Below are 20,600 nucleotides of genomic sequence, written 5' to 3' on the forward strand. Positions count from 1 at the left end.
CACCTATTGTGTATCCATTAATAGACCCCTTGACAGAAGGCAAGGGGTAGCACATACTTTCATTTAATTTTTCACAGGTATATATAGTAATTGCCCTTCTCTTAAGTCATCATCATCTTCTAAGCTATTATGATTACGAATGTGTAATGTTGAGGTTTCGTACTTTTCCGCTATCGTTTCTAATGTATCTTTGTTCTGTACAATGCAAAATCGGACCTTTGCAAATTCTTCCTCATCACTTCGGAACATATCTGCAAGATACGTCAGGTCTGCTTTTTCTGTCCTAGATTCATAGCTCTCATCGATGCTAGGTGATTCAGCATCTAAGAAGGATGATGATGATTCTTCCTCTACCTCTTCTACAACCTCAGGCTCTTTGTTCTTTTGGAAGAATTCATCAAAAGTTTGCGTCTTTTGCATAAATTTCCAACGGTCACTATCGTCCTCTTCTTCTTGGACTTCTAATGTTGGTAGTTGTTCTGGTGAATCTTCTATGTAACTGGAAGATTCGAGTTCTTGTTTAACTTCAAACTCAAAATGATCGTCTGTATCTCTTGCCATTAAACTCAATTCTTCATTCTCGATACTCTCAGATTCTTCCTCATCTAATTCTTCGGCATGGCTATTGATACCATGAATTTCAATGGTGGATCGTAAGTATAGATGATCTGACTCTGGTAGTTCATAATCAAATTCAGAAATCATCACCGTGACATCATCTAAATTTTCCACGCGATAGGATGGTACAGTTATTTCCACTGGGAAGCGATGCATAAATTCGGCTCCTCCAAACTGCGTATCTGTAACCCTCTCCATATAACGTTTTGAATCATATCCTTCTAAGTATGACTCGTCATCTTCACTTCCTAAATGTTGAGTTTTTTGATAAGAACCATGTAATTCAACTACCCCTCTAATGGAAATATAATCAGAAAACTCTTGTATTGAAATCTCAGGTTCTAGGGAAATCCCCATAATTTCAGCGACTTCTTGGCCTTTTTCAAAATAAAGCGATTCATTTAGCTCAAAACGAAATACTGAATTTTCGTTTACCAAGTTGTTTCCTCCCTTCAAAACATGCATGCGATATGCTCTTAGCTACTAATTATCTATATGAGCCAAGACCCTAGGATATGCTAAGTAAGGGAAATCTCTTTTTAAATTACAGACCTTAGACTAACATTTGCCAAGCCCGCAACGGAAATATAAATATATATCTCTATAAGATAAAATATAAAATAAAGAAGGCTATTTTGAGAAAGTTCTCAAATTTAGCCTTCTTTCTAAATCATTATTCTACTTTACTTAAATGTTGAAAATGCTTTTCTTGCTGCTTGGATTGTTTTTTCGATGTCTTCCTCTGTATGTTTGGTTGATAGGAATAACCCTTCGAATTGTGATGGAGGTAAGAAGACACCTTCTTCAATCATTGTTCGGTAATATTGGTTGAAATATTCCAGATTTGATCTTGAGGCCGTCTCAAAACTAGTAACGGGCTCTTCAGCGAAGAAAATTCCTACCATAGATCCAGCACGGTTAATTTGTAGTGGAACGTTGTAGTCTTCTGCTGCTTTTGTATAGCCCTCTACTAATTGATCCACTCTTTTATTCATCTGTTCATAGGATTCCTTCGTTAGTGCATCTAATGTCTCATACCCCGCTGTCATTGCTAAAGGATTACCAGATAAGGTTCCAGCCTGATAAATCGGTCCCGCTGGGGCGACTTGCTGCATGATTTCTCGTTTTCCACCATATGCTCCAACTGGTAATCCTCCACCAATTACTTTACCAAGACAAGTTAAATCTGGTATTACCTCATAATAACCCTGTGCACACTGATAATCAACACGGAATCCTGTCATAACTTCATCAAATATTAATAATGAACCATGGTCTTCCGTTATTTTTCTTAAGAATTGTAAGAAGTCATTTACTGGTGGTACAACACCCATATTACCACAGACTGGCTCAGCAATTACTGCTGCAATGTTATCGCCGTACTTCTCAAAAGCAGTCCGCACTCCCTCTTGGTCATTATATGCCACTGTAATCGTATTTTGAGCAATTGACTTCGGTACTCCTGGGCTATCTGGTAGTCCAAGTGTTGCAACTCCAGAACCCGCTTTGATTAATAGAGAATCTCCATGACCATGGTAGCTTCCCTCAAATTTTAAGATTAAGTCTCTGCCAGTAAACCCTCGCGCTAATCTTAAAGCACTCATGGTAGCCTCAGTACCGGAATTAACCATACGAACAACTTCAATAGACGGTACTCGTTCAATAACTAATTTAGCTAATTTATTTTCTAATAGAGTAGAAGCACCAAAGCTTGTTCCATTTTCAATTACCTCGTGTAACTTACCGACAACTCTCTCATCAGCATGTCCTAAAATAAGTGGTCCCCAACTCAAAACATAATCGATATATTCATTCCCATCGATATCTATTATTTTAGAGCCTTTTCCACTTTCCATAAAAATTGGATCCATACCAACTGATTTAAATGCTCGAACTGGTGAGTTAACACCACCAGGCATTAAATCTACGGCTTCCTTGTATGCTTCAATTGATTGATTAAATTGCTTCATTTTTACACCTCACTATTTAGCCTCTTTTAGCCAATTTGCAACATCTTTAGCAAAATACGAAATAATTAAATCGGCACCAGCACGTTTCATCGACGTTAGTTTCTCTAATACAAGTTCCTTTTCATTAATCCAACCATTTTGAGCTGCCGCTTTAACCATGGAGTATTCTCCACTTACATTGTAAGCAACAATTGGTAGATTAAAGTTATTTCGCACATCACGTACAATATCTAAATAAGACATTGCTGGTTTCACTATAAGAAAGTCTGCTCCTTCTTCTACGTCAGATTCAGCTTCCCTTAAAGCTTCTAAGCGATTCGCTGGGTCCATTTGATATGTTTTACGGTCACCAAATTGAGGTGTACTATCTGCAGCATCACGGAAAGGACCATAAAATGCAGAAGCATATTTTACAGCATATGACATGATTGGGATATTTGAAAATCCAGCTCCATCCAATGCCTCTCTAATTACTCGTACAAATCCATCCATCATATTTGATGGTGCAATAATATCAGCACCAGCTTCTGCTTGAGATACGGCAGTTTTTGCTAGTAATTTTAATGATTCGTCGTTATCGACATCTTGATTATGGATTACTCCACAGTGTCCATGCGAAGTATATTCACATAAACAAGTGTCTGCAACAACTAAAATCTCTGGATATTTACTTTTAACTAGGCGAGTAGCTTCTTGAACGATACCGTGATTGTGATAAGCACCGGTACCGACTTCATCTTTGTCATTTGGAACTCCAAACAAAATAATAGATTTGATACCTAAATCATCCACTTCTTTCACTTCATCGAGTAAAAGATCCATTGAAACTTGAAAAACGCCTGGCATAGATGGAACTTCCTTTTTAATATTGTTTCCTTCTACAACAAACATTGGATAGATAAAATCTTCTACTCTCAGATGATTTTCCTTTACCATTGCTCTCATAGAATATGATGAACGTAATCGACGATGACGTTTAAAATTTGTATTTAATTCCATGTTCTTCGATCCTCTCTCTTAGCAATATCGCACATAACTTGTACCATACCCTCTATTGTAAATATTTCTGATGAAATGACATTTTTGAATCCAAGTTGTCTCGCCCGGTCCTCGGTTGTTGTTCCAATACAAACAACTATTGTTGTATTCAACATTTCACGATTTGAAAACTTAACAAATGCCTCAACTGTTGAGGGACTCGTAAAGGTAATAAAATCAAAATTACTTGTACCAAGCACATGCTGTAATCGCTCTTTCACTTCATCATTATAAATTGTTTTATAAACGATTAATGTATGATAGCGTATTCCCGCTTCCATTAACCCTTTTTCGATTACATCACGAGAGCGGCTCCCTTGAACTAATAATACTTGTCCTATGTCTTGAAAATTTTCAAGGAATTCCTTGACCATGGTCTCTCCATCATATTTAGAAGGGACTATTTCAGCTTGGTAACCATATTTGTTTAATATTTCCTCTGTTTTGTGACCAACTACAGCAAATTTTACTTGGGGTAAATTAATATTCTTATTCGTTAGTATTTCAAAAAAACATTCTACTCCATTAACACTCGTAAAAAATATCCACTCAAATTCATTCAAATGAGGTATTTTTTCGAAATTATCATTCTCACATGCTATTTTCAATAATGGAACTTCTATTACACTGGCTCCATAATCTTGTAGCTGTTTTGAAAACGACTTAGCTTGGCTCGCTTCTCGTGTTACCAAAACTTCCTTCCCCGATAATGGAAGAGCCATTACTTATCGAGCTCCTCTTTCACTTGCTCAATAATTTCTTTTGCTCCTTGTTGCAATAATTTTTCAGCAGCTTCTCTTCCCACTTGCTCTGGGTCTATTCCACGTACAACCTCATTTAGAATAGTTTTTCCATCAGGCGTACCGACTAGTGCATTTAAGACTACTTCATCATTCTCTAAATAGGCAAATCCACCAATTGGGATCTGGCATCCACCCTCTAGTAGATTCAAAAATGTTCTTTCAGCAGTCACCGTTCTTACGGTGTAATCATGATTGATTTTTGAAAGAATAGAACGAATCTCATCATCTTCTTCACGGCATTCTATTGCTAATGCTCCTTGACCAACCGCAGGAACACACACTTCTGGATCCAAGTATTCCGTAATCAATTCTTCATTTAATCCAACACGCTTTAAACCAGAAACAGCAAGAATGATTGCATCATAATCTTCTTCTTTTAATTTACGAATTCTAGTCTCGATATTCCCGCGAATCCATTTAATTTCAATATCTGGTCTAGTAGCAAGTATTTGTGCAGCACGACGTAAGCTACTCGTTCCAACAATGGCCCCTTGCGGTAGATCCTTTAACAACATATTGTTCTTGGATATTAAGCCATCTCGGTGATCTTCTCGAACTGGTATAGAAGAAATAACTAATCCCTCAGGTAATACAGCTGGCATATCTTTCATACTATGAACAGCGAAATCAATTTCTTTATCATATAGAGCTTTTTCAATTTCTTTTACAAATAAGCCCTTTCCACCAACTTTAGATAGTGTTACATCAAGGATACGGTCTCCTTTTGTCATTATCTTTCTAACTTCAATTTCATTTTCTACTCCAGCTTTTTTTAATTCATTTATAACCCAATTTGTTTGAGTTAATGCAAGATTACTTTGCCTAGAACCAACAATAATTTTTCGCAATCTAATTCCTCCTACTTAAATATGAAAGTTCGATAGTCTGGTAAATAAAAAGAAATTTATAATTAATATTAGAAATGCATACGTATTATATCTTGCTAGTGTTTTGCCAGAAAATCTACGAACCATCCGTAATAGTAAATACACAGTATATACACATAAAACTAGTATAGATCCTAATGTTTTTAAATCAAACCAATAAAATTCAACCTGTTCAGTATAGGCCCACACGAAGCCTAAAATTATGCCTATAAATAATAATGGAACACCGATTGATATTGTTCGAAAGGTGAAGTGCTCTAGCCTATCTAAATCTCCCATTCGCCACATCCATTTTATCGCTTTTTTCTCTTTTAAGAAATGATATTGCACCATATACATTAACGATACAAGAAACGAAATTGTAAAAAAACCATATGATAAAATAGCCAAAGATATATGGGCGATTAGTATTTCATCCACAAGTTTAATTCCACTATTAACAATCTGTGTTTGTGCTACAAGGGATACATGCATTAGTAAGATAAAAAATCCAAATAAATTAATGAAAAAAACAATAAAATTCATTTTAAAAAGTCGATTCATTATGATTGAAAACGTTACAAGTACCCAAGCATAGAAGTAAAGACTATCCGTTATTGTGGCAATAGGAAAACTTTTTTCAATCAATACATGTTGAAATAAAAAAAAGGTTTGTAAGACCCAAACCATACAAAGTAACCAGAAGGCGAATTTTTTAGCCTTCCGGTTTTGCTGTACAAAATCAATAAAGAATCCAATTAAACTTAACATATAAATAAATAATATTCCCTCATAAAACCAACGAACATCAACCATACTACAAATCCTTTACTTATTTAATTCGTAGCGAGATTATTAATTAAAGGAATTTCGTTTTTTATTGATTGTAATATAATCTCATTTTTTTCTGCTTGTTTAGTGACTTCCTCTTTCACCTGTTCTTCAATACCAAAAATATCAATGAATAATTGCAATGCTTCTGCAGCATTATTAGAACCTGCTAGTTCTTTTGCTTGTGTAATAGGGTCTTTCAAAAGCTGGTTAATAATACTTTTCGTGTGTTTACTGAGAACTTTTCTTTCTCGATCTGTTAAGTCCGGCATCTTTCTTTCAATACTCTTCATAGTTTCCGCTTGAATAGTAAGAGCTTTTTTTCTTAACGCTGAGATTACTGGCACGACACCCAATGTTTTTAGCCATTCCTTAAAGGTGATAATTTCTTTTTCGAGTAAAATTTCTATTTGTTCTGCAGCTTTTTTACGCGATTCTAAATTCTCATCAACAATATGTTGAAGATCATCGATATCATATAGAAATACATTGTCCATTTTACTGATAACAGGATCTATATCTCTAGGCACAGCAATATCAACTAAGAACAGTGCTTTACCTTTACGGTATTTCTGAATGGATTGAAGCATTTCATTTGTAATGACATATTCCTTAGAGCCCGTAGAGCTAATCAAGATATCTGTATTGACTAACACTTGAGTAAGGTTATCAAGTTGTTCGGCCTTTGCATTAAATTGCTCTGCTAGATCCATTGCTTTCTCTAATGTACGGTTTACAACGGTTATATTAGTTGCACCGGAACCTTGTAGATTCTTTGCTGCTAATTCACCCATTTTCCCAGCACCAAGAATAACAACATGTTTATCTGCTAAAGTGCCAAAGACTTTCTTAGCAAGTTCAACTGCAGCATAACTTACAGAGACTGCATTCTCACCAATAGCTGTTTCTTTTTGAGCTCTTTTTGCAAATGTAATTGCCTGTTTAAACAGTTCATTAAAAACTGTTCCTGTTGCTTTAATTTCTTGTGAAGCTAGAAACGCATTTTTTACTTGACCAAGTATTTGTGTTTCACCAAGAACCATAGAGTCTAGTCCTGAAGAAACTCTAAACAAATGCTCTAAAGCTCCATCATCTTCTGTAATTCGTAGAAAAGAAGAAAACTCTTCCTTATCCATACCAAACCAATCAGCAAGAAATTGCTTTATATAATAACGACCTGTATGTACTTGGTCGACTACAGCGTAGATTTCAGTTCGGTTACATGTTGAAACAATAACGTTTTCTAATACACTTTTACGTTCTTTCAATTCTCTCATGGCATCCTGAAGAGAGTTTTCTGAGAAAGTCAGTTTTTCTCTAATTTCAACAGGGGCTGTCTTATAATTTAAACCAACTTTTAATATATGCACCTTATCTCTCCTCCAAAAGTTAAGCGGTTCAAATAGGTTTGAACATAATAATGGTACTTTATATTATAACATAGTAATATCGTTTCATTTTCTGCTTTTGTGAACAGATTTCGAAACAATATGCTATCATATAGATAAATACAGATGTACTCTAACATACCAGAGTATTAGAATCAAGAAATCAACAATTACTATATGGAACTCTTAAGATATGCGAGGTGAAACAATGAAAAACAAAAATGCATTAACTGCTTATGTGTTAATCGGAATTGGTCTTTATTTTTTACTAAGACAATTAAAGCTTCCAATTTTTACAGACTTTTATTCTTGGCCTACAATCCTAATTATTATTGGTCTTGCACTCTTAATCTATAGCTTTCAAACAAAAGATTATAATTCATTATTTAGTGGAACGCTTGTTTTCGGACTTGGGATCCATTTCCATGGAATTAGACACTATAGTTTTTGGATTGACCATTGGGCTATGTATCCGTTGATAGTCGGAATTGCTTTTCTTGTACGATATGTCAAGACAAAACAAGGATTATTGCCTGGACTTATTCTTCTGCTTATTTCTTGTATCTTTATCTTTTCTATTAATATTCCTTCGTGGTTTAATTGGATTCATGATGTGGTCAATTTCATTGATGTTTATTGGCCAATAGTATTAGTTATAATTGGTATTTATCTTCTTAAAAAGAAATAATTTGGCCCAGACATTACTAGATCGCAAAACGAGAAAGACCTGCGATTACAAGATAAATATTGCTTCTAAAAGAGTAGAATCCTATTTCATTATTGATAGAATCTGTGCAGTAACTTGAAATTTATAGTTGAGAATCATACCCGCTCCGGAAATACACTCCGCTTTCACTTCAAGTACAGGGGCGACATCTGTGCTGGAAGTAAAAGCGGAGTATTCTGCCGAAGTGGTAGTATAGTACTGTCCATGAAATATTACCGTATAGTTTCTATCTAATTAGCAACAAAGTTTTGAAAAACAAACAAAGAGAAATCCGAACTAATTAAAGGAATAGTTCGGATTTCTCTTTGTCACTTATAATATAGAGCTTAAGAATTCTTTTGTTCGTTGTTCTTTCGGTTGATCGAATAATTCTTCAGGTCGTCCATATTCAACGATTTTTCCATCGTGCATATAAACTACCCAGTCTCCTACCTCACGAGCAAATCCCATTTCATGGGTTACAACTACCATTGTCATTCCCTCATCAGCCAATTCTTTCATGGTGTTTAATACTTCCCCAACTAACTCTGGATCAAGTGCTGAAGTTGGTTCATCAAATAACATAACTTCTGGCTTCATTGCAAGTGACCTCGCTATGGCAACTCTTTGCTTTTGTCCACCAGACAATGTTGATGGATAGACATGATATTTATCTGCCAGCCCTACCTTGTCTAACAATGCTTTGCCATCGTCGATTGCTTGTTTTTTGGGCGTTTTTTTCACTAAGATCGGTGCTTCAATAACATTTTCTAGCACCGTTTTATGTGGAAAAAGATTAAAATGTTGGAAGACCATACCAACTCGTTGACGAATTTCATTTAAATTATGTGTTTCTTTTTCAATTTGCTCACCTTCTAGAAATATTCTTCCTTCATCTTTAATTTCAAGGAAATTCAAGCAACGTAATAACGTACTCTTTCCGGAACCACTTGCACCAATAAGGACAACAACATTACTTTCTTCCACTTGCAAATCAACATTTCTTAATACGTGTAAATCTCCAAAAGATTTGTTTAATTGCTCTACTTGCACCATTAATTTGTTAGCCATTCCTCTAATACCTCCTTAATCACTTTTCGCCAATCTTTTCTCTATCCTATTCACAACAACAGACAGGACTAGCACTATAACTAAGTAATATACTGCCGCGATGGAATAGAAAGTTAGAAAATCAAATGAATTAGAGCCTAAAGAGCTTGAAACACCAAATAACTCTTGAGCTCCGATAAAGGATACAAGTGAAGAGTCTTTTATACCAATTATGAATTGATTTCCTAGTGAAGGAATGGCTCTGCGAAATGCTTGAGGTAGAATAATTCTTCTCATGGTTTGAAGCTTAGTCATACCGAGAGATCTACCAGCTTCCATTTGCCCTTTAGCAATGGATTGTATGGACCCTCTGATTATTTCCGCAATATATGCACCACTATGAATAGCTAAACCTATTGCACCCGCCCAAAACGCATCAATCAATATAATTTCGGTAATCCCATAGTATAGGACAAAAATCTGGACAATTAAGGGGGTACCCCTGATTAACCAAATATACCCATCAGCAATCCATTGTAATGGCTTGATACTGGAAATTTTTAAAATTGCAAAGAACAATCCAATTACAAATGCCATAATCAAGGAAGCCGCCGATAGATACAGTGTAATCTTTAGACCTTCCAAAAAAATTGGATAGCTTACCATAAATACATCAAAAAAATGAGACAACGTGTGACAACTCCTTACGATTTATACATGTTGATGAAGTACTTATTCTAATTCTTCTGGTTCTTGAGTTATATCAACACCTATCCATTTTTCTGATAACTTCGCTAGTTCACCACTATCTTTCAACTCTTGAAGTGCTTGGTTAACAGCTGCCAATAAAACTTCATTTTCTTGGTTGATAGCAATAGCTTGCTCACTAACCCCTAATTGTCCACGGTTTTCAATTTCTAGCCCATTCTGAATTGCAGTTTGACCTGTAATGTCATCCGTGATTACTGCATCATGGTGCCCTTTCGCTAACGATTGTAGTGCTACAACATCACTATCAACCTGAGGGATATTATCTGTATACTCACCCGCCATCTCTACATAGGTTGAACCTCTTGAAACTGAGATTTCTTTGTCATTCAGATCATCTGCTGATTGGATATCACTATCTGGTCTGGTATAGATAACTGGACCAGAATAATAATAGGCTTCTGAAAAATTAACTTTCTCTAGTCTTTCATCCGTAATCGTATGACTAGCAACCGCAATGTCATAACGTCCCTCATTTACCCCAGTAACAATACCAGAGAACTTTGCTTTTTGTTGAACTGCTTCAAGGCCAAGCTTTTCAGCAATTGCTTCTGCTACAGCAATGTCATAACCAACCATTTCATTACCTTCCATATAACTAAACGGTTTAAACTCCCCAGATGCAGCAAATATAAGTTTACCTTCCTCAATCAGGCCATATTCCGAAGCTGAGTTTTTACTGTCGCCGTTTGTTGAATTATCTTTAGAATCATCTGTAGATTCCTTCAATCCACATGCAGCTAACCCTACTATAAATAACACGGAAAAAAATACAATTTTCAGTTTTCTCATAAGATAAATAGTTCCTCTCTTCCTATTTTTGAAAATGACGAAAATCATTTCCTGTTTTAAAAGTATAACAAGTTATCAATCGAACAACTAATTGCAAATAATCAGATTAATATGAATTGAATGGGAACTATCCTCGCTATGGGCGTATAACTGTATATCCCTTATAAATACTAATAGATACTTCCTGAAACTCTAAAATCATCAAAATTAGAATAAAAACTTATTTATTTGTGGGTGCCTAATATCTTCTGTCAAGAATCAGGTTAGTTTTGACAGACAAAAAAAGACCAAATCCTTTACGAATTTGATCTTTTTCATCATTCTTATAAGTATTTTTTCAAAATACCCCATGCCTCATCTTTACCTTCACCAGTTTCTGCTGAGAATGGTAATACTAAATCACCTTTTTCGACTTGTAACGTATTAATTGTTCTCTTCAAATGACTTGCACGCTTTCCTTTTGGTATTTTATCCAGTTTTGTTGCCACTACAATGACAGGATGTTCAAAATGCTTTAGGAAATCATACATTTGAATGTCATCTCTTGTAGGCTCATGACGAATATCCGTAACAAGAAGAACTGCTTTTAGATTTTCTCTTGTTTGGAAATATTCCTCCATCATCTTGCCCCATTTTTCACGTTCTGTCTTGGATACTTTTGCATATCCATAACCTGGAACATCCACAAAGTAAAAAGCATCATTTATTCTATAGAAATTTAGTGTTTGTGTTTTCCCTGGTTTCGAAGATGTTCTAGCTAAACTTTTACGATTAATTAATTTATTTATAAAAGAAGATTTTCCAACATTAGAACGACCTGCTAGCGCAATCTCTGGTAGTTGATCATTTGGATATTGCTTTTTGCTAACCGCACTAATTACAATTTCAGCGTTTGTTACTTTCATGTGACTCCTCCACTAAGGCATGCTTTAAGACTTGGTCTAAATGATTAACCGATATAAATGTGAGTTCTTTGATTACACTTTCAGGAATATCATCTAAATCTTTTTTATTATCTTCAGGGAAAATAATCGTAGTAATTCCCGCACGATGGGCACTTAATGATTTCTCCTTGAGGCCACCAATCGGTAGAACTCGACCTCTTAATGTAATTTCACCAGTCATGGCAACTTCTTTCTTAACAGCACGATTGGAAAGTGCTGAAACTAGAGCTGTTGCCATCGTTATCCCAGCAGATGGGCCATCCTTAGGGGTCGCCCCTTCTGGAACATGAATATGAATATCATATTTCTCATAAAAATCAGGGTCAATTCCGAGCTCTTCAGCCCTGGAGCGTATATAACTGAATGCAGCTTGAGCAGATTCTTTCATAACATCTCCTAGTTTTCCAGTAAGTGTTAGTTTACCTTTCCCGGGATAATGTGAGACCTCGATCGATAGCGTATCTCCTCCAGCTGTTGTATACGCAAGACCTGTTGCTGCACCAATTTGGTTTTCTTTTTCCATCTGCCCATAGCGGAAGATTGGTTTTCCTAGCAAATCTTCTAGGCTCTTCTCTGTAACAACTACACGTTTTTTCTCATCTGAGACAATTAGTTTGGCAGCTTTCCTACAAATCTTAGCAATTTGTCTTTCAAGTGTACGTACACCGGCTTCCCTTGTATACACCCTTATTAATTTTAACAAGGCTTCATCACGAATTTGCAAATTGCTTTTTTTCAAACCGTTTTCTTTTAATTGTTTTAAAACAAGATGTTCTTTGGCAATATGAAGCTTCTCAAACTCTGTGTAGCCCGATAGTGAGATGAGTTCCATTCGGTCTAAAAGGGGACCTGGTATATTGTTTACATAGTTTGCAGTTGCAATGAACAAAACATTGGATAGGTCATATGGTTCTTCAATAAAATGATCACTAAAGCTATTATTTTGCTCAGGGTCTAGTACTTCAAGCATTGCCGAAGAAGGATCACCACGGAAGTCATTTGACATTTTATCTATCTCGTCTAATAAGAATACAGGATTTACTGTTTTTGCTTTACGCATGCCTTGAATAATTCGTCCTGGCATTGCTCCAATATACGTTCTACGATGACCGCGAATCTCAGCTTCATCACGGACGCCACCTAAGGAAATTCGAACAAAGTTTCGATTAACTGATTTGGCAATAGATCTGGCCAGGGAAGTTTTTCCGACACCAGGAGGTCCAACTAAACAAAGAATTGGTCCCTTTATAGAATTCGTAAGCTTTTGAACAGCTAAGTATTCTAGAATTCTTTCCTTGACTTTATCCAGTCCAAAATGATCCTTATCAAGAATCTCTTGAGCATGATTAATCTCAATTGTATCCTGTGACTTTTCTGTCCATGGTAAGGTTAATAACCATTCTAGATAATTACGGATTACGGAACTCTCTGCGGATGACTGTGGAACTTTTTCATACCGACCTAACTCCTTAAGTGCAACTTCTCTAATCCGGTCTGGCATATCCGAGTCATCAATTTTTTTTCGTAAATCACTTACTTCACCGGATTTACCATCCTTATCACCGAGTTCCTTTTGAATTGCTTTCATTTGCTCACGGAGGTAGTATTCCTTCTGTGTCTTCTCCATGGACGACTTTACACGTTGACCAATTTTCTTTTCTAAATCTAATACTTTCTTTTCATTAGAAATTAATTGGATTAAATGTCGAAGTCTTTCCTGTGTATTCAACATTTCAAGTAACTCTTGTTTTTCTTTTAATTTTAGTGAAAGATGGGAGGTAATAATATCAGCTAGTCTACCTGGTTCTTCAATATCACTAACCGTTGTAAGTGTTTCCTTTGTTATCTTTCTAGAGACTTTTACATATTGTTCAAAAAGCTCTAATATGTTCCGCATCATTGCCTCTTCTTCGATTGCGTCACCGTTCTCTTCCTCTAAATCTTGCACTTCAACTATAAATTCCTCTTCTTGTTCAATAAAACGTATTATTTCTCCTCGGTTTAGCCCTTCCACAAGTACTCGAAATGTTCCATTTGGAAGCTTTAGCATTTGTTTAATTTTTGCTAATGTACCTATTCGGTAAATTTCTTCAGGAGTCGGCTCATCAATACTTACTTTTTTTTGAGCAGCAAGAAAGATGATTTGATCATCTACCATTGCTTTTTCTATTGCAGCGACGGATTTATCTCTTCCTACATCTAGATGAAGCACCATTGTTGGAAATACTAATAAACCACGTAATGGAAGGAGGGGAACTTGTTTTGATTCACTTGTCATTATGTATGTACCTCCAAACAATCAAATTTCATTTTAGAAATATGTCTACATTCTCTTAAAGTTTATAGAACTATAATTAGTTTGTAAATTAATTGTGTTTCATTAATAGTTTACCCTTGGATTTCTTAACTAATTCTTGAAATTACGTTCAGGTCATATCCAAAACAAGTCACACTTCTTTTTTTCTTCTAGCACCATAATAACTATAAACAAATAATTTTAAAAGTATTCATAATACCTTAATGCTGTTTTCAGAGTATATGTTTTTTCATTATCACAGTTGATAGAAACTGCGCGGTACTTACTATAACTTCTCCCATGATTAATGAGTATAGTGTAATCCTCCGCTCCGGCAGAATACTCCACTTTCCGCGGTCACGGCCTCAGCCTCCTCGAGAAAAGTTCGCCTCTGCGGGGTCTTCGGACACGTGCTATTCCCGCAGGAGTCTCCGTATTCTGCCTGCGCTAGGTTAGTTTCCTAATTAATAGATAGTTGGTGAATTATGATTTTTAGATATAAGTGCTGTTAATTTATTCACGCTATTATAGCGTAGGAAATACACGGAGACTCCTGCGGGAGGATAGGCTTCGGTGAGACCCCGCAGTGCGTAAGCGCGAGGAGGCTCACCAGCCGCCCGCGGAAAGCGGAGTGTATTTCCGTAGCGGGTATGTTGTTCTAACAAAATTCCTAGTACCGCACAGTTTCTATCAAGTGTAATTAACAACAATATTTGAGAAAATACCTACATTAAAAAGAGCTGGCTAGGGACTTTAATTCCGCTTCAGATGTTGCATCTGGTTGGGAGCAAAGAATCCTAGTCAGCCTCTTTGGTTAAAGTTTGTTTATTGTTTAAGCACTTTCTTTTGGTAACTTTGTAATTTCTTCCATAACTGTTCCATCAGTAAAATAAAGTTTTGGGCTACCATTTTCATTGATGACCGTTTCTTTTGTAATCACACATTTCTTTATATCTTCACGTGATGGAAGTTCGAACATAACATCCAACATAATTGTTTCAATGATAGAACGCAAGCCACGTGCACCAGTATTTCGTTCGATGGCTTTTTTAGCAATCTCAGCTAATGCTTCCTCTTCAAATTCAAGTTCTACATTATCTATTTGGAATAATTTCTCATATTGTTTAACAAGGGCATTTTTAGGCTTCGTTAAAATTTCAACTAAAGCAGATTCATCTAATGGCTCTAAGCTACCAATTACAGGTAATCTCCCAATAAATTCAGGTATCAATCCAAAACGATGTAAATCCTCTGGTAAAACTTTAGCTAATAGTTGGCCTTTGTCCAATTCTTCTTGCTTTTCATTTGCACCGAAACCAATGACTTTTTTACCAAGTCTTCTTTTAATAATTTGTTCGATACCATCAAAAGCTCCTCCACAAATAAATAAGATATTTGTTGTATCAATTTGAATAAATTCTTGGTGTGGATGTTTACGACCACCTTGAGGAGGTACACTTGCAACAGTTCCTTCTAAGATTTTTAGAAGTGCTTGTTGTACACCTTCACCAGAAACATCTCTTGTAATAGATGGATTCTCTGATTTACGAGCAACCTTGTCTATCTCATCAATATAAATAATTCCTTTTTCAGCTTTTTCAATATCATAATCCGCTGCTTGGATGAGTTTGAGAAGAATATTTTCTACATCTTCACCAACATATCCTGCTTCTGTAAGAGAAGTAGCGTCCGCCATTGCAAAAGGAACATTTAGAATCCGAGCTAACGTTTGTGCAAGTAATGTTTTACCACTACCTGTTGGCCCAAGCATCGCAATATTACTCTTTGATAATTCTACATCATCACTACTTTTAGGTGAGTTAATGCGCTTATAATGGTTATATACTGCTACAGAAAGGTTCTTTTTAGCCTTTTCTTGTCCAATTACATAATCGTCTAATATGTCACAGATTTCCTTCGGTTTTGGAACTTCTTTGAATTCCATTTCTTCTTCTGTTCCAAGCTCTTCTTCTACGATTTCAGTACAAAGTTCTATACATTCATCACATATATAAACGCCAGGACCAGCGACTAGTTTACGTACTTGTTCTTGGCTTTTTCCACAAAACGAGCACTTAAGCTGCCCTTTTTCATCATTAAATTTAAACATAAATTTCACCCCTAAAGTTTCTGGTCGAATAACACAAAACGTTAAGTTATAATAGTTATCATATCAGAAGGTGTTTTGAAAACAAAATAATTTACCCTGAGGTTGTTATAATAGCTTATTTAAAATGGTTTACTTTGTATTCCAATCTTATTGTTATTGATAACCTATTCATTTTGTATTTTATTTGTTTATATTAGTATATGTCACTATGCCCAATAAAATTGACAATGAAACACGCAAGTTTGGACTTTGTTTTTAATCATACTAAAAAATTCTTTAAATTACTAAAGAAAAGGGTTGTGTTTTCTTATCCCTTTTTTAAAGTAGTTATATTCGATCTTTAGTGTAAAAAAACAAGGTACGAAATTTCGCACCTTGTTTTTTTGTATCGTAACAATTTTGTATAAGACTATGCAACTGTTTTACTGTTTTCTACTAAGAAATCAATTGCTTTACGGAATAATAAATCTTCCTTAATGGCATCCAGGTTGCCACCTAGCATTTGTTTTAATTGTTCCGTATCAGTTCCATACATACCAGCCATATTTTCTAATTCAGTATTAACGTCCTCATCGGTTACGTCTAGCTTTTCAGCTTTTACAATAGCTTCTAAAGTAAGGTTTGTTTTCACTCGCTTACCAGCATCTTCACGCATTTGCTCTTTAAGTGCATTCTCATCTTGACCAGAGAATTGATAGTAAAGATCTAGAGTCATACCTTGCATTTGTAAACGTTGTTCAAATTCACGCATCATACGGTCAAGCTCCGATTCGACCATTACTTCTGGCACATCAACTTCTGCATTATCAGTAGCTTTATTAATTAAATCTTCACGTTTTGCGTTATCTGCACTTTGCTTTTTCTCAGATTCTAGTTGTTCACGTTTTTTAGTTTTTAATGCATCTAATGTTTCTACTTCATCATCAACATCTTTTGCAAATTCATCATCAAGTTCTGGAAGCTCTTTTGACTTAATTTCATGGATGGTAACCTTGAATGTAGCTTCTTTACCTGCTAATTCTTCAGCATGATAATCTTCTGGGAAGGTAACTTGAATTTCCGTTTCAACGCCAGCTTCTTTACCAACTAATTTTTCTTCAAATCCAGGGATAAATTGACCTGAACCGATTTCTAACGAATGGTTTTCACCTTTTCCACCATCAAAAGCTTCACCATCTAGGAAACCTTCAAAGTCCATTACTACTGTGTCGCCTTCTTCAACGGTACCTTCTTCTTTAACAACTAATTCTGCATGACGTTCTCTTAATTGTTGTAATTCATTATCTATGTCCTCATCTGTTACTGCTACTTCTAGCTCTTCCACTTCAAGACCTTTATAATCACCTAGTTTTACTTCAGGTTTAACTGTTACATCTGCAGTAAATACTAAAGCTTTACCTCTTTCAATTTCTTCAATATCTATACTTGGTTGATCAATTGGTTCAATACCAGATTCCTCAACTGCTTTTACATAAGCATCAGGTAATACGATATCTACCGCATCTTGATACAATGATTCCACACCAAAACGTTTTTCAAACATTCCACGTGGCATTTTACCCTTACGGAATCCTGGAACTTGAACTGTTTTTACAACCTTTGCGAAGGCTTTATCTAAAGCCGTTTCAAATTCCTCTGCAGAAACTTCAAACGTTAATACTCCTTCATTACCTTCTTTTTTCTCCCATTTTACTGACATATAAATTCCCTCCAAAATCTATTATTTCCATTAACTACTTAAATTCATTAATTAGATTTGTACTTGTTTTACAATTCATTTGTTAATTTGCAACCATCTTATTATACCATAATTACATACCCTTTCAAGCCATAAGCAAAAGTTCATAAGTTAATCTTCAATGATAGAAAGGTATAGTTTCTCACCCTTCCTTAATTCATCAATGTAATATGTAACAAGGTCATCATCCAAATCTGGGGAATCATTATTTAGTAGAAATAAATACATATTCTTCAAAGCATCAGCTATAAATTCTGTATCCTCACTTGGTGGAAGTATTGGATATCGCACATAAAAATAGCGGTATAATGCGTCCGCTAAAAACGTATGCATTATTGGATTTTTTTGTTCTATATTTTGCAAATGAGACATAATTTCCTTATACATCTCCAATTCTTTTATTTCCGAGATGTCTATTGGCTTTATCAGTAATTCTTGCCCAAGTTTACGGACCTTAACCACCTTGGAATGGCTAAGTTCTTTTAGCCAATTAAAAATGGCAGTCTTCAAAACTGGATGTACATCATCATGTTCCAATAATTGTATGACAACATTATCCGGTTTAATATTCATTGTTTTTAGTCTCATTAGACTGCGCCATTGTTTCCTATGGTCAGATTGTTGTACAGCTTCTAGTAATTCTACTATGTAGATAGGCGTTTTCTTCTCGACTAAATCGGATTCCATTTTTTCGCTTACGTCATATAACTGTAGAAACTGCTCTCTGAGAACAGATGGTAAGTTATCAGAGGAGAGTTCATCCTCTATTCTGTCCATTAGAAGATCATATTTATTAGTTTGAAATAAAATGGTTAAATAAATATGTACGTAATGAAAATAATGCTCATCTTGCTTATCCCGGATAATTTCTTCACACATATCTTCTGCTTCTTGAAAACGACCTAACTCCATTAAGCACATCATTTTACCAATAAGTATTTCGTGATCCTTTACATGATATTGGATTAGTTCATTTATTTTTTCCAATGCTTCATCATATCGTTTCGCCTGTAAGTCTTGAAGACTCTCATCTTTTAAAGCTGCTTTCCATTTTGGAAAAAGAATAATATTTTCATCCTCAGTATGCATGTTTTCACCTCTTATTTAAGTAGTTTTATCGATTGACACATGTAAAATACATTGTAGTCCCTGACGCGTATTTAATTCGAAGACCTAAACATTAAAAAAGAAACCTATAAAAATAGGTTTCTTCTCATTAGCGTCCCAGGAGAGATTCGAACTCCCGACCCACAGCTTAGAAGGCTGTTGCTCTATCCTGCTGAGCTACTGGGACAAATGTATAAGAGCGGGTGATGGGAATCGAACCCACGACATCAGCTTGGAAGGCTGGAGTTTTACCATTAAACTACACCCGCATTTAGAATCAGAATAAGTATTATTTAATTTTGTTAACTTTGCAATTCCAACCAGCAATTTTTGGTCACAAGAATCATTATAGGCAGTTTAGTACTTAATGTCAACACTTTATTTTATTGCACAAAGTTAATTAAAATTTCAGTTGAAGGATTGAAACAATTCATCCTTCAACTGAATCCTTATAAAGAGGTTGTAAAAGATAATTCTTCAACCTTTTGTCCTTCTATAGTAAAAAAGTCTACTTCGATTTTACCAGATGACTCCCATGTTAAGACAGCATAGGTTTTTTCTGTCCTTAATCTTGGCAAACGGATACTTCCAGGGTTAATAAATAGCTTTGTCCCGACTTTTTCTGCTCCTGCAATATGTGAATGTCCAAAGCAAATAACATCTGCATTTTCTTCTTCTGCTCGGTAAGCTAAATTCATCAGGTTCATTTTCACATTATGTAAATGACCATGGACAACGAAAAATGTTATACCATTAATTACCTTCTTCTGATCAATTGGAAAATTTCCATAGAAATCGCAATTCCCTGCAACGGTAATAACATTTTCTAATTCTTTGGCATCCTCTCTAAGTTCAGAATCACCACAATGGAAAACTAAATCTGCTTTCTCACGATCCTTAATCTTTTGAATATCGTTTGTTAACCCATGGCTATCACTCAAAATCACTATTTTTGTCACGCTATCCACTCCACTAGCTTTGATTTATTATCCAATCCTCTAGCTGACTGATTGCATTACGACGATGACTAATTCTATTTTTCTCGTCTGGGGTTAGTTCTGCCATAGTTTGTTGATATCCCTTTGGTATAAAAATAGGATCATAGCCAAACCCACGGTTTCCTATTTCTTCAGTGCCAATTGTTCCCTCACAGAAACCTTTCTTATATAGTGTTGGTTTCCCCGGTATAGAAACAGATAATACGCATACAAATCTGGCAGTGCGCTCTTCTTCTGGTACATTCTTTAACTCATTTAATACTTTTTCAATATTCTTTTTATCATCTTTAGGTTCTCCTGCGTACCGTGCGGAATATATTCCAGGGCGCCCTTCCAATGCATCAATGATTAACCCAGAGTCATCTGCCATGACCGGAATGTTTAGTATCTCCCGTATTCCTTCCGATTTTAAAGTAGCGTTTTCCTCAAACGTTGATCCTGTTTCTTCAATATCGGGAAGTTCTTCATCTAAATCTAATAAGGAAACTGCTTTTATTCCATATCGTTCAAATAACGTCTTAAATTCTTCCACTTTTCCTGCATTCTTTGTTGCAATTAAGATTTCATTCATCTATTT

18 protein-coding genes and 2 tRNA genes are annotated in these 20,600 nt (G+C 35.5%); 1 reads left to right on the forward strand and 19 read right to left on the reverse strand.

What is annotated here, in order from left to right:
• Positions 1-63 precede the first annotated feature (63 nt).
• The 7 genes from spoVID to hemA all read right to left on the reverse strand — a co-directional run bounded on the left by spoVID (position 64) and on the right by hemA (position 7,496).
• Positions 64-1,056: a stage VI sporulation protein D gene (spoVID, locus tag TY11_RS11320; protein WP_052345807.1), complete on the reverse strand. Its 993-nt coding sequence runs from the start codon at positions 1,054-1,056 to the stop codon at positions 64-66.
• Positions 1,057-1,301: 245 nt separating this feature from the next.
• Positions 1,302-2,588 carry a glutamate-1-semialdehyde 2,1-aminomutase gene (hemL, locus tag TY11_RS11325; protein WP_042146186.1) on the reverse strand — a complete coding sequence of 429 codons (1,287 nt, stop codon included), beginning with the start codon at positions 2,586-2,588 and terminating at the stop codon, positions 1,302-1,304.
• A gap of 12 nt (positions 2,589-2,600) precedes the next feature.
• On the reverse strand, positions 2,601-3,587 hold the full coding sequence (hemB, locus tag TY11_RS11330; protein WP_042146188.1) for a porphobilinogen synthase: 987 nt from the start codon (positions 3,585-3,587) through the stop codon (positions 2,601-2,603).
• Complete coding sequence (locus TY11_RS11335) at positions 3,578-4,348, reverse strand: uroporphyrinogen-III synthase (protein ID WP_042146190.1); 771 nt, start codon at positions 4,346-4,348, stop codon at positions 3,578-3,580. Before TY11_RS11335 ends, hemB begins: the two co-directional genes overlap by 10 nt.
• Positions 4,348-5,277, reverse strand: a complete 930-nt coding sequence (gene hemC, locus TY11_RS11340) for a hydroxymethylbilane synthase (RefSeq protein ID WP_042146192.1) — start codon at positions 5,275-5,277, stop codon at positions 4,348-4,350. Before hemC ends, TY11_RS11335 begins: the two co-directional genes overlap by 1 nt.
• Before the next feature lie 15 nt (positions 5,278-5,292).
• Complete coding sequence (locus tag TY11_RS11345) at positions 5,293-6,111, reverse strand: cytochrome C assembly family protein (RefSeq protein ID WP_042146194.1); 819 nt, start codon at positions 6,109-6,111, stop codon at positions 5,293-5,295.
• Positions 6,112-6,131: 20 nt separating this feature from the next.
• Positions 6,132-7,496 (reverse strand): glutamyl-tRNA reductase, encoded by a 1,365-nt coding sequence (hemA, locus tag TY11_RS11350; RefSeq protein ID WP_042146196.1) that lies wholly within the window; start codon positions 7,494-7,496, stop codon positions 6,132-6,134.
• A gap of 226 nt (positions 7,497-7,722) precedes the next feature.
• Here hemA and TY11_RS11355 point away from each other — a divergent pair, with 226 nt between their 5' ends.
• On the forward strand, positions 7,723-8,202 hold the full coding sequence (locus TY11_RS11355; RefSeq protein ID WP_042146198.1) for a LiaI-LiaF-like domain-containing protein: 480 nt from the start codon (positions 7,723-7,725) through the stop codon (positions 8,200-8,202).
• Positions 8,203-8,553: 351 nt separating this feature from the next.
• Here the strand turns inward: TY11_RS11355 and TY11_RS11360 are convergent, their stop codons facing one another.
• The 12 genes from TY11_RS11360 to TY11_RS11415 form a co-directional block, all read right to left on the reverse strand.
• A complete protein-coding gene (locus tag TY11_RS11360) occupies positions 8,554-9,291 on the reverse strand; it encodes an amino acid ABC transporter ATP-binding protein (protein WP_042146200.1) in 738 nt (245 codons plus the stop codon).
• Between the two features lie 15 nt (positions 9,292-9,306).
• Positions 9,307-9,936, reverse strand: coding sequence for an amino acid ABC transporter permease (locus tag TY11_RS11365; RefSeq protein ID WP_042146535.1), 630 nt, complete (start codon positions 9,934-9,936; stop codon positions 9,307-9,309).
• A gap of 66 nt (positions 9,937-10,002) precedes the next feature.
• Complete coding sequence (locus TY11_RS11370; protein WP_042146201.1) at positions 10,003-10,830, reverse strand: transporter substrate-binding domain-containing protein; 828 nt, start codon at positions 10,828-10,830, stop codon at positions 10,003-10,005.
• 323 nt (positions 10,831-11,153) lie between these two features.
• A complete protein-coding gene (gene yihA / locus TY11_RS11375) occupies positions 11,154-11,735 on the reverse strand; it encodes a ribosome biogenesis GTP-binding protein YihA/YsxC (protein ID WP_042146203.1) in 582 nt (193 codons plus the stop codon).
• Complete coding sequence (lon, locus tag TY11_RS11380; RefSeq protein WP_042146205.1) at positions 11,716-14,052, reverse strand: endopeptidase La; 2,337 nt, start codon at positions 14,050-14,052, stop codon at positions 11,716-11,718. Before lon ends, yihA begins: the two co-directional genes overlap by 20 nt.
• A gap of 850 nt (positions 14,053-14,902) precedes the next feature.
• Positions 14,903-16,180, reverse strand: coding sequence for an ATP-dependent protease ATP-binding subunit ClpX (gene clpX / locus TY11_RS11385; protein WP_042146207.1), 1,278 nt, complete (start codon positions 16,178-16,180; stop codon positions 14,903-14,905).
• Positions 16,181-16,589: 409 nt separating this feature from the next.
• Positions 16,590-17,879 carry a trigger factor gene (tig, locus tag TY11_RS11390; RefSeq protein WP_042146209.1) on the reverse strand — a complete coding sequence of 430 codons (1,290 nt, stop codon included), beginning with the start codon at positions 17,877-17,879 and terminating at the stop codon, positions 16,590-16,592.
• 150 nt (positions 17,880-18,029) lie between these two features.
• The gene (locus tag TY11_RS11395) at positions 18,030-19,007 is read right to left on the reverse strand and encodes a tetratricopeptide repeat protein (RefSeq protein WP_042146210.1); all 978 of its coding nucleotides are present in this window, start codon (positions 19,005-19,007) and stop codon (positions 18,030-18,032) included.
• 131 nt (positions 19,008-19,138) lie between these two features.
• Positions 19,139-19,212: transfer RNA gene (locus tag TY11_RS11400), tRNA-Arg, on the reverse strand.
• 11 nt (positions 19,213-19,223) lie between these two features.
• Positions 19,224-19,294 (reverse strand) — tRNA-Gly (locus TY11_RS11405).
• Positions 19,295-19,474: 180 nt separating this feature from the next.
• Complete coding sequence (locus tag TY11_RS11410) at positions 19,475-19,984, reverse strand: metallophosphoesterase (RefSeq protein WP_042146211.1); 510 nt, start codon at positions 19,982-19,984, stop codon at positions 19,475-19,477.
• A gap of 13 nt (positions 19,985-19,997) precedes the next feature.
• Positions 19,998-20,594 (reverse strand): XTP/dITP diphosphatase, encoded by a 597-nt coding sequence (locus tag TY11_RS11415; RefSeq protein ID WP_042146212.1) that lies wholly within the window; start codon positions 20,592-20,594, stop codon positions 19,998-20,000.
• Positions 20,595-20,600 lie beyond the last annotated feature (6 nt).

The organism is Paucisalibacillus algeriensis (assembly GCF_000577245.1).
GTDB lineage: Bacteria > Bacillota > Bacilli > Bacillales > Amphibacillaceae > Ornithinibacillus.

Bases quoted from the DNA above. Each gene is read 5' to 3' on its own strand.
- hemL (WP_042146186.1), bottom strand. From the start codon at position 2,588: ATGAAGCAATTTAATCAATCAATTGAAGCATACAAGGAAGCCGTAGAT.
- hemB (WP_042146188.1), bottom strand. From the start codon at position 3,587: ATGGAATTAAATACAAATTTTAAACGTCATCGTCGATTACGTTCATCA.
- TY11_RS11335 (WP_042146190.1), bottom strand. From the start codon at position 4,348: ATGGCTCTTCCATTATCGGGGAAGGAAGTTTTGGTAACACGAGAAGCG.
- TY11_RS11345 (WP_042146194.1), bottom strand. From the start codon at position 6,111: ATGGTTGATGTTCGTTGGTTTTATGAGGGAATATTATTTATTTATATG.
- TY11_RS11355 (WP_042146198.1), top strand. From the start codon at position 7,723: ATGAAAAACAAAAATGCATTAACTGCTTATGTGTTAATCGGAATTGGT.
- TY11_RS11360 (WP_042146200.1), bottom strand. From the start codon at position 9,291: ATGGCTAACAAATTAATGGTGCAAGTAGAGCAATTAAACAAATCTTTT.
- TY11_RS11365 (WP_042146535.1), bottom strand. From the start codon at position 9,936: ATGGTAAGCTATCCAATTTTTTTGGAAGGTCTAAAGATTACACTGTAT.
- TY11_RS11370 (WP_042146201.1), bottom strand. From the start codon at position 10,830: ATGAGAAAACTGAAAATTGTATTTTTTTCCGTGTTATTTATAGTAGGG.
- yihA (WP_042146203.1), bottom strand. From the start codon at position 11,735: ATGAAAGTAACAAACGCTGAAATTGTAATTAGTGCGGTTAGCAAAAAG.
- lon (WP_042146205.1), bottom strand. From the start codon at position 14,052: ATGACAAGTGAATCAAAACAAGTTCCCCTCCTTCCATTACGTGGTTTA.
- clpX (WP_042146207.1), bottom strand. From the start codon at position 16,180: ATGTTTAAATTTAATGATGAAAAAGGGCAGCTTAAGTGCTCGTTTTGT.
- tig (WP_042146209.1), bottom strand. From the start codon at position 17,879: ATGTCAGTAAAATGGGAGAAAAAAGAAGGTAATGAAGGAGTATTAACG.
- TY11_RS11395 (WP_042146210.1), bottom strand. From the start codon at position 19,007: ATGCATACTGAGGATGAAAATATTATTCTTTTTCCAAAATGGAAAGCA.
- TY11_RS11415 (WP_042146212.1), bottom strand. From the start codon at position 20,594: ATGAATGAAATCTTAATTGCAACAAAGAATGCAGGAAAAGTGGAAGAA.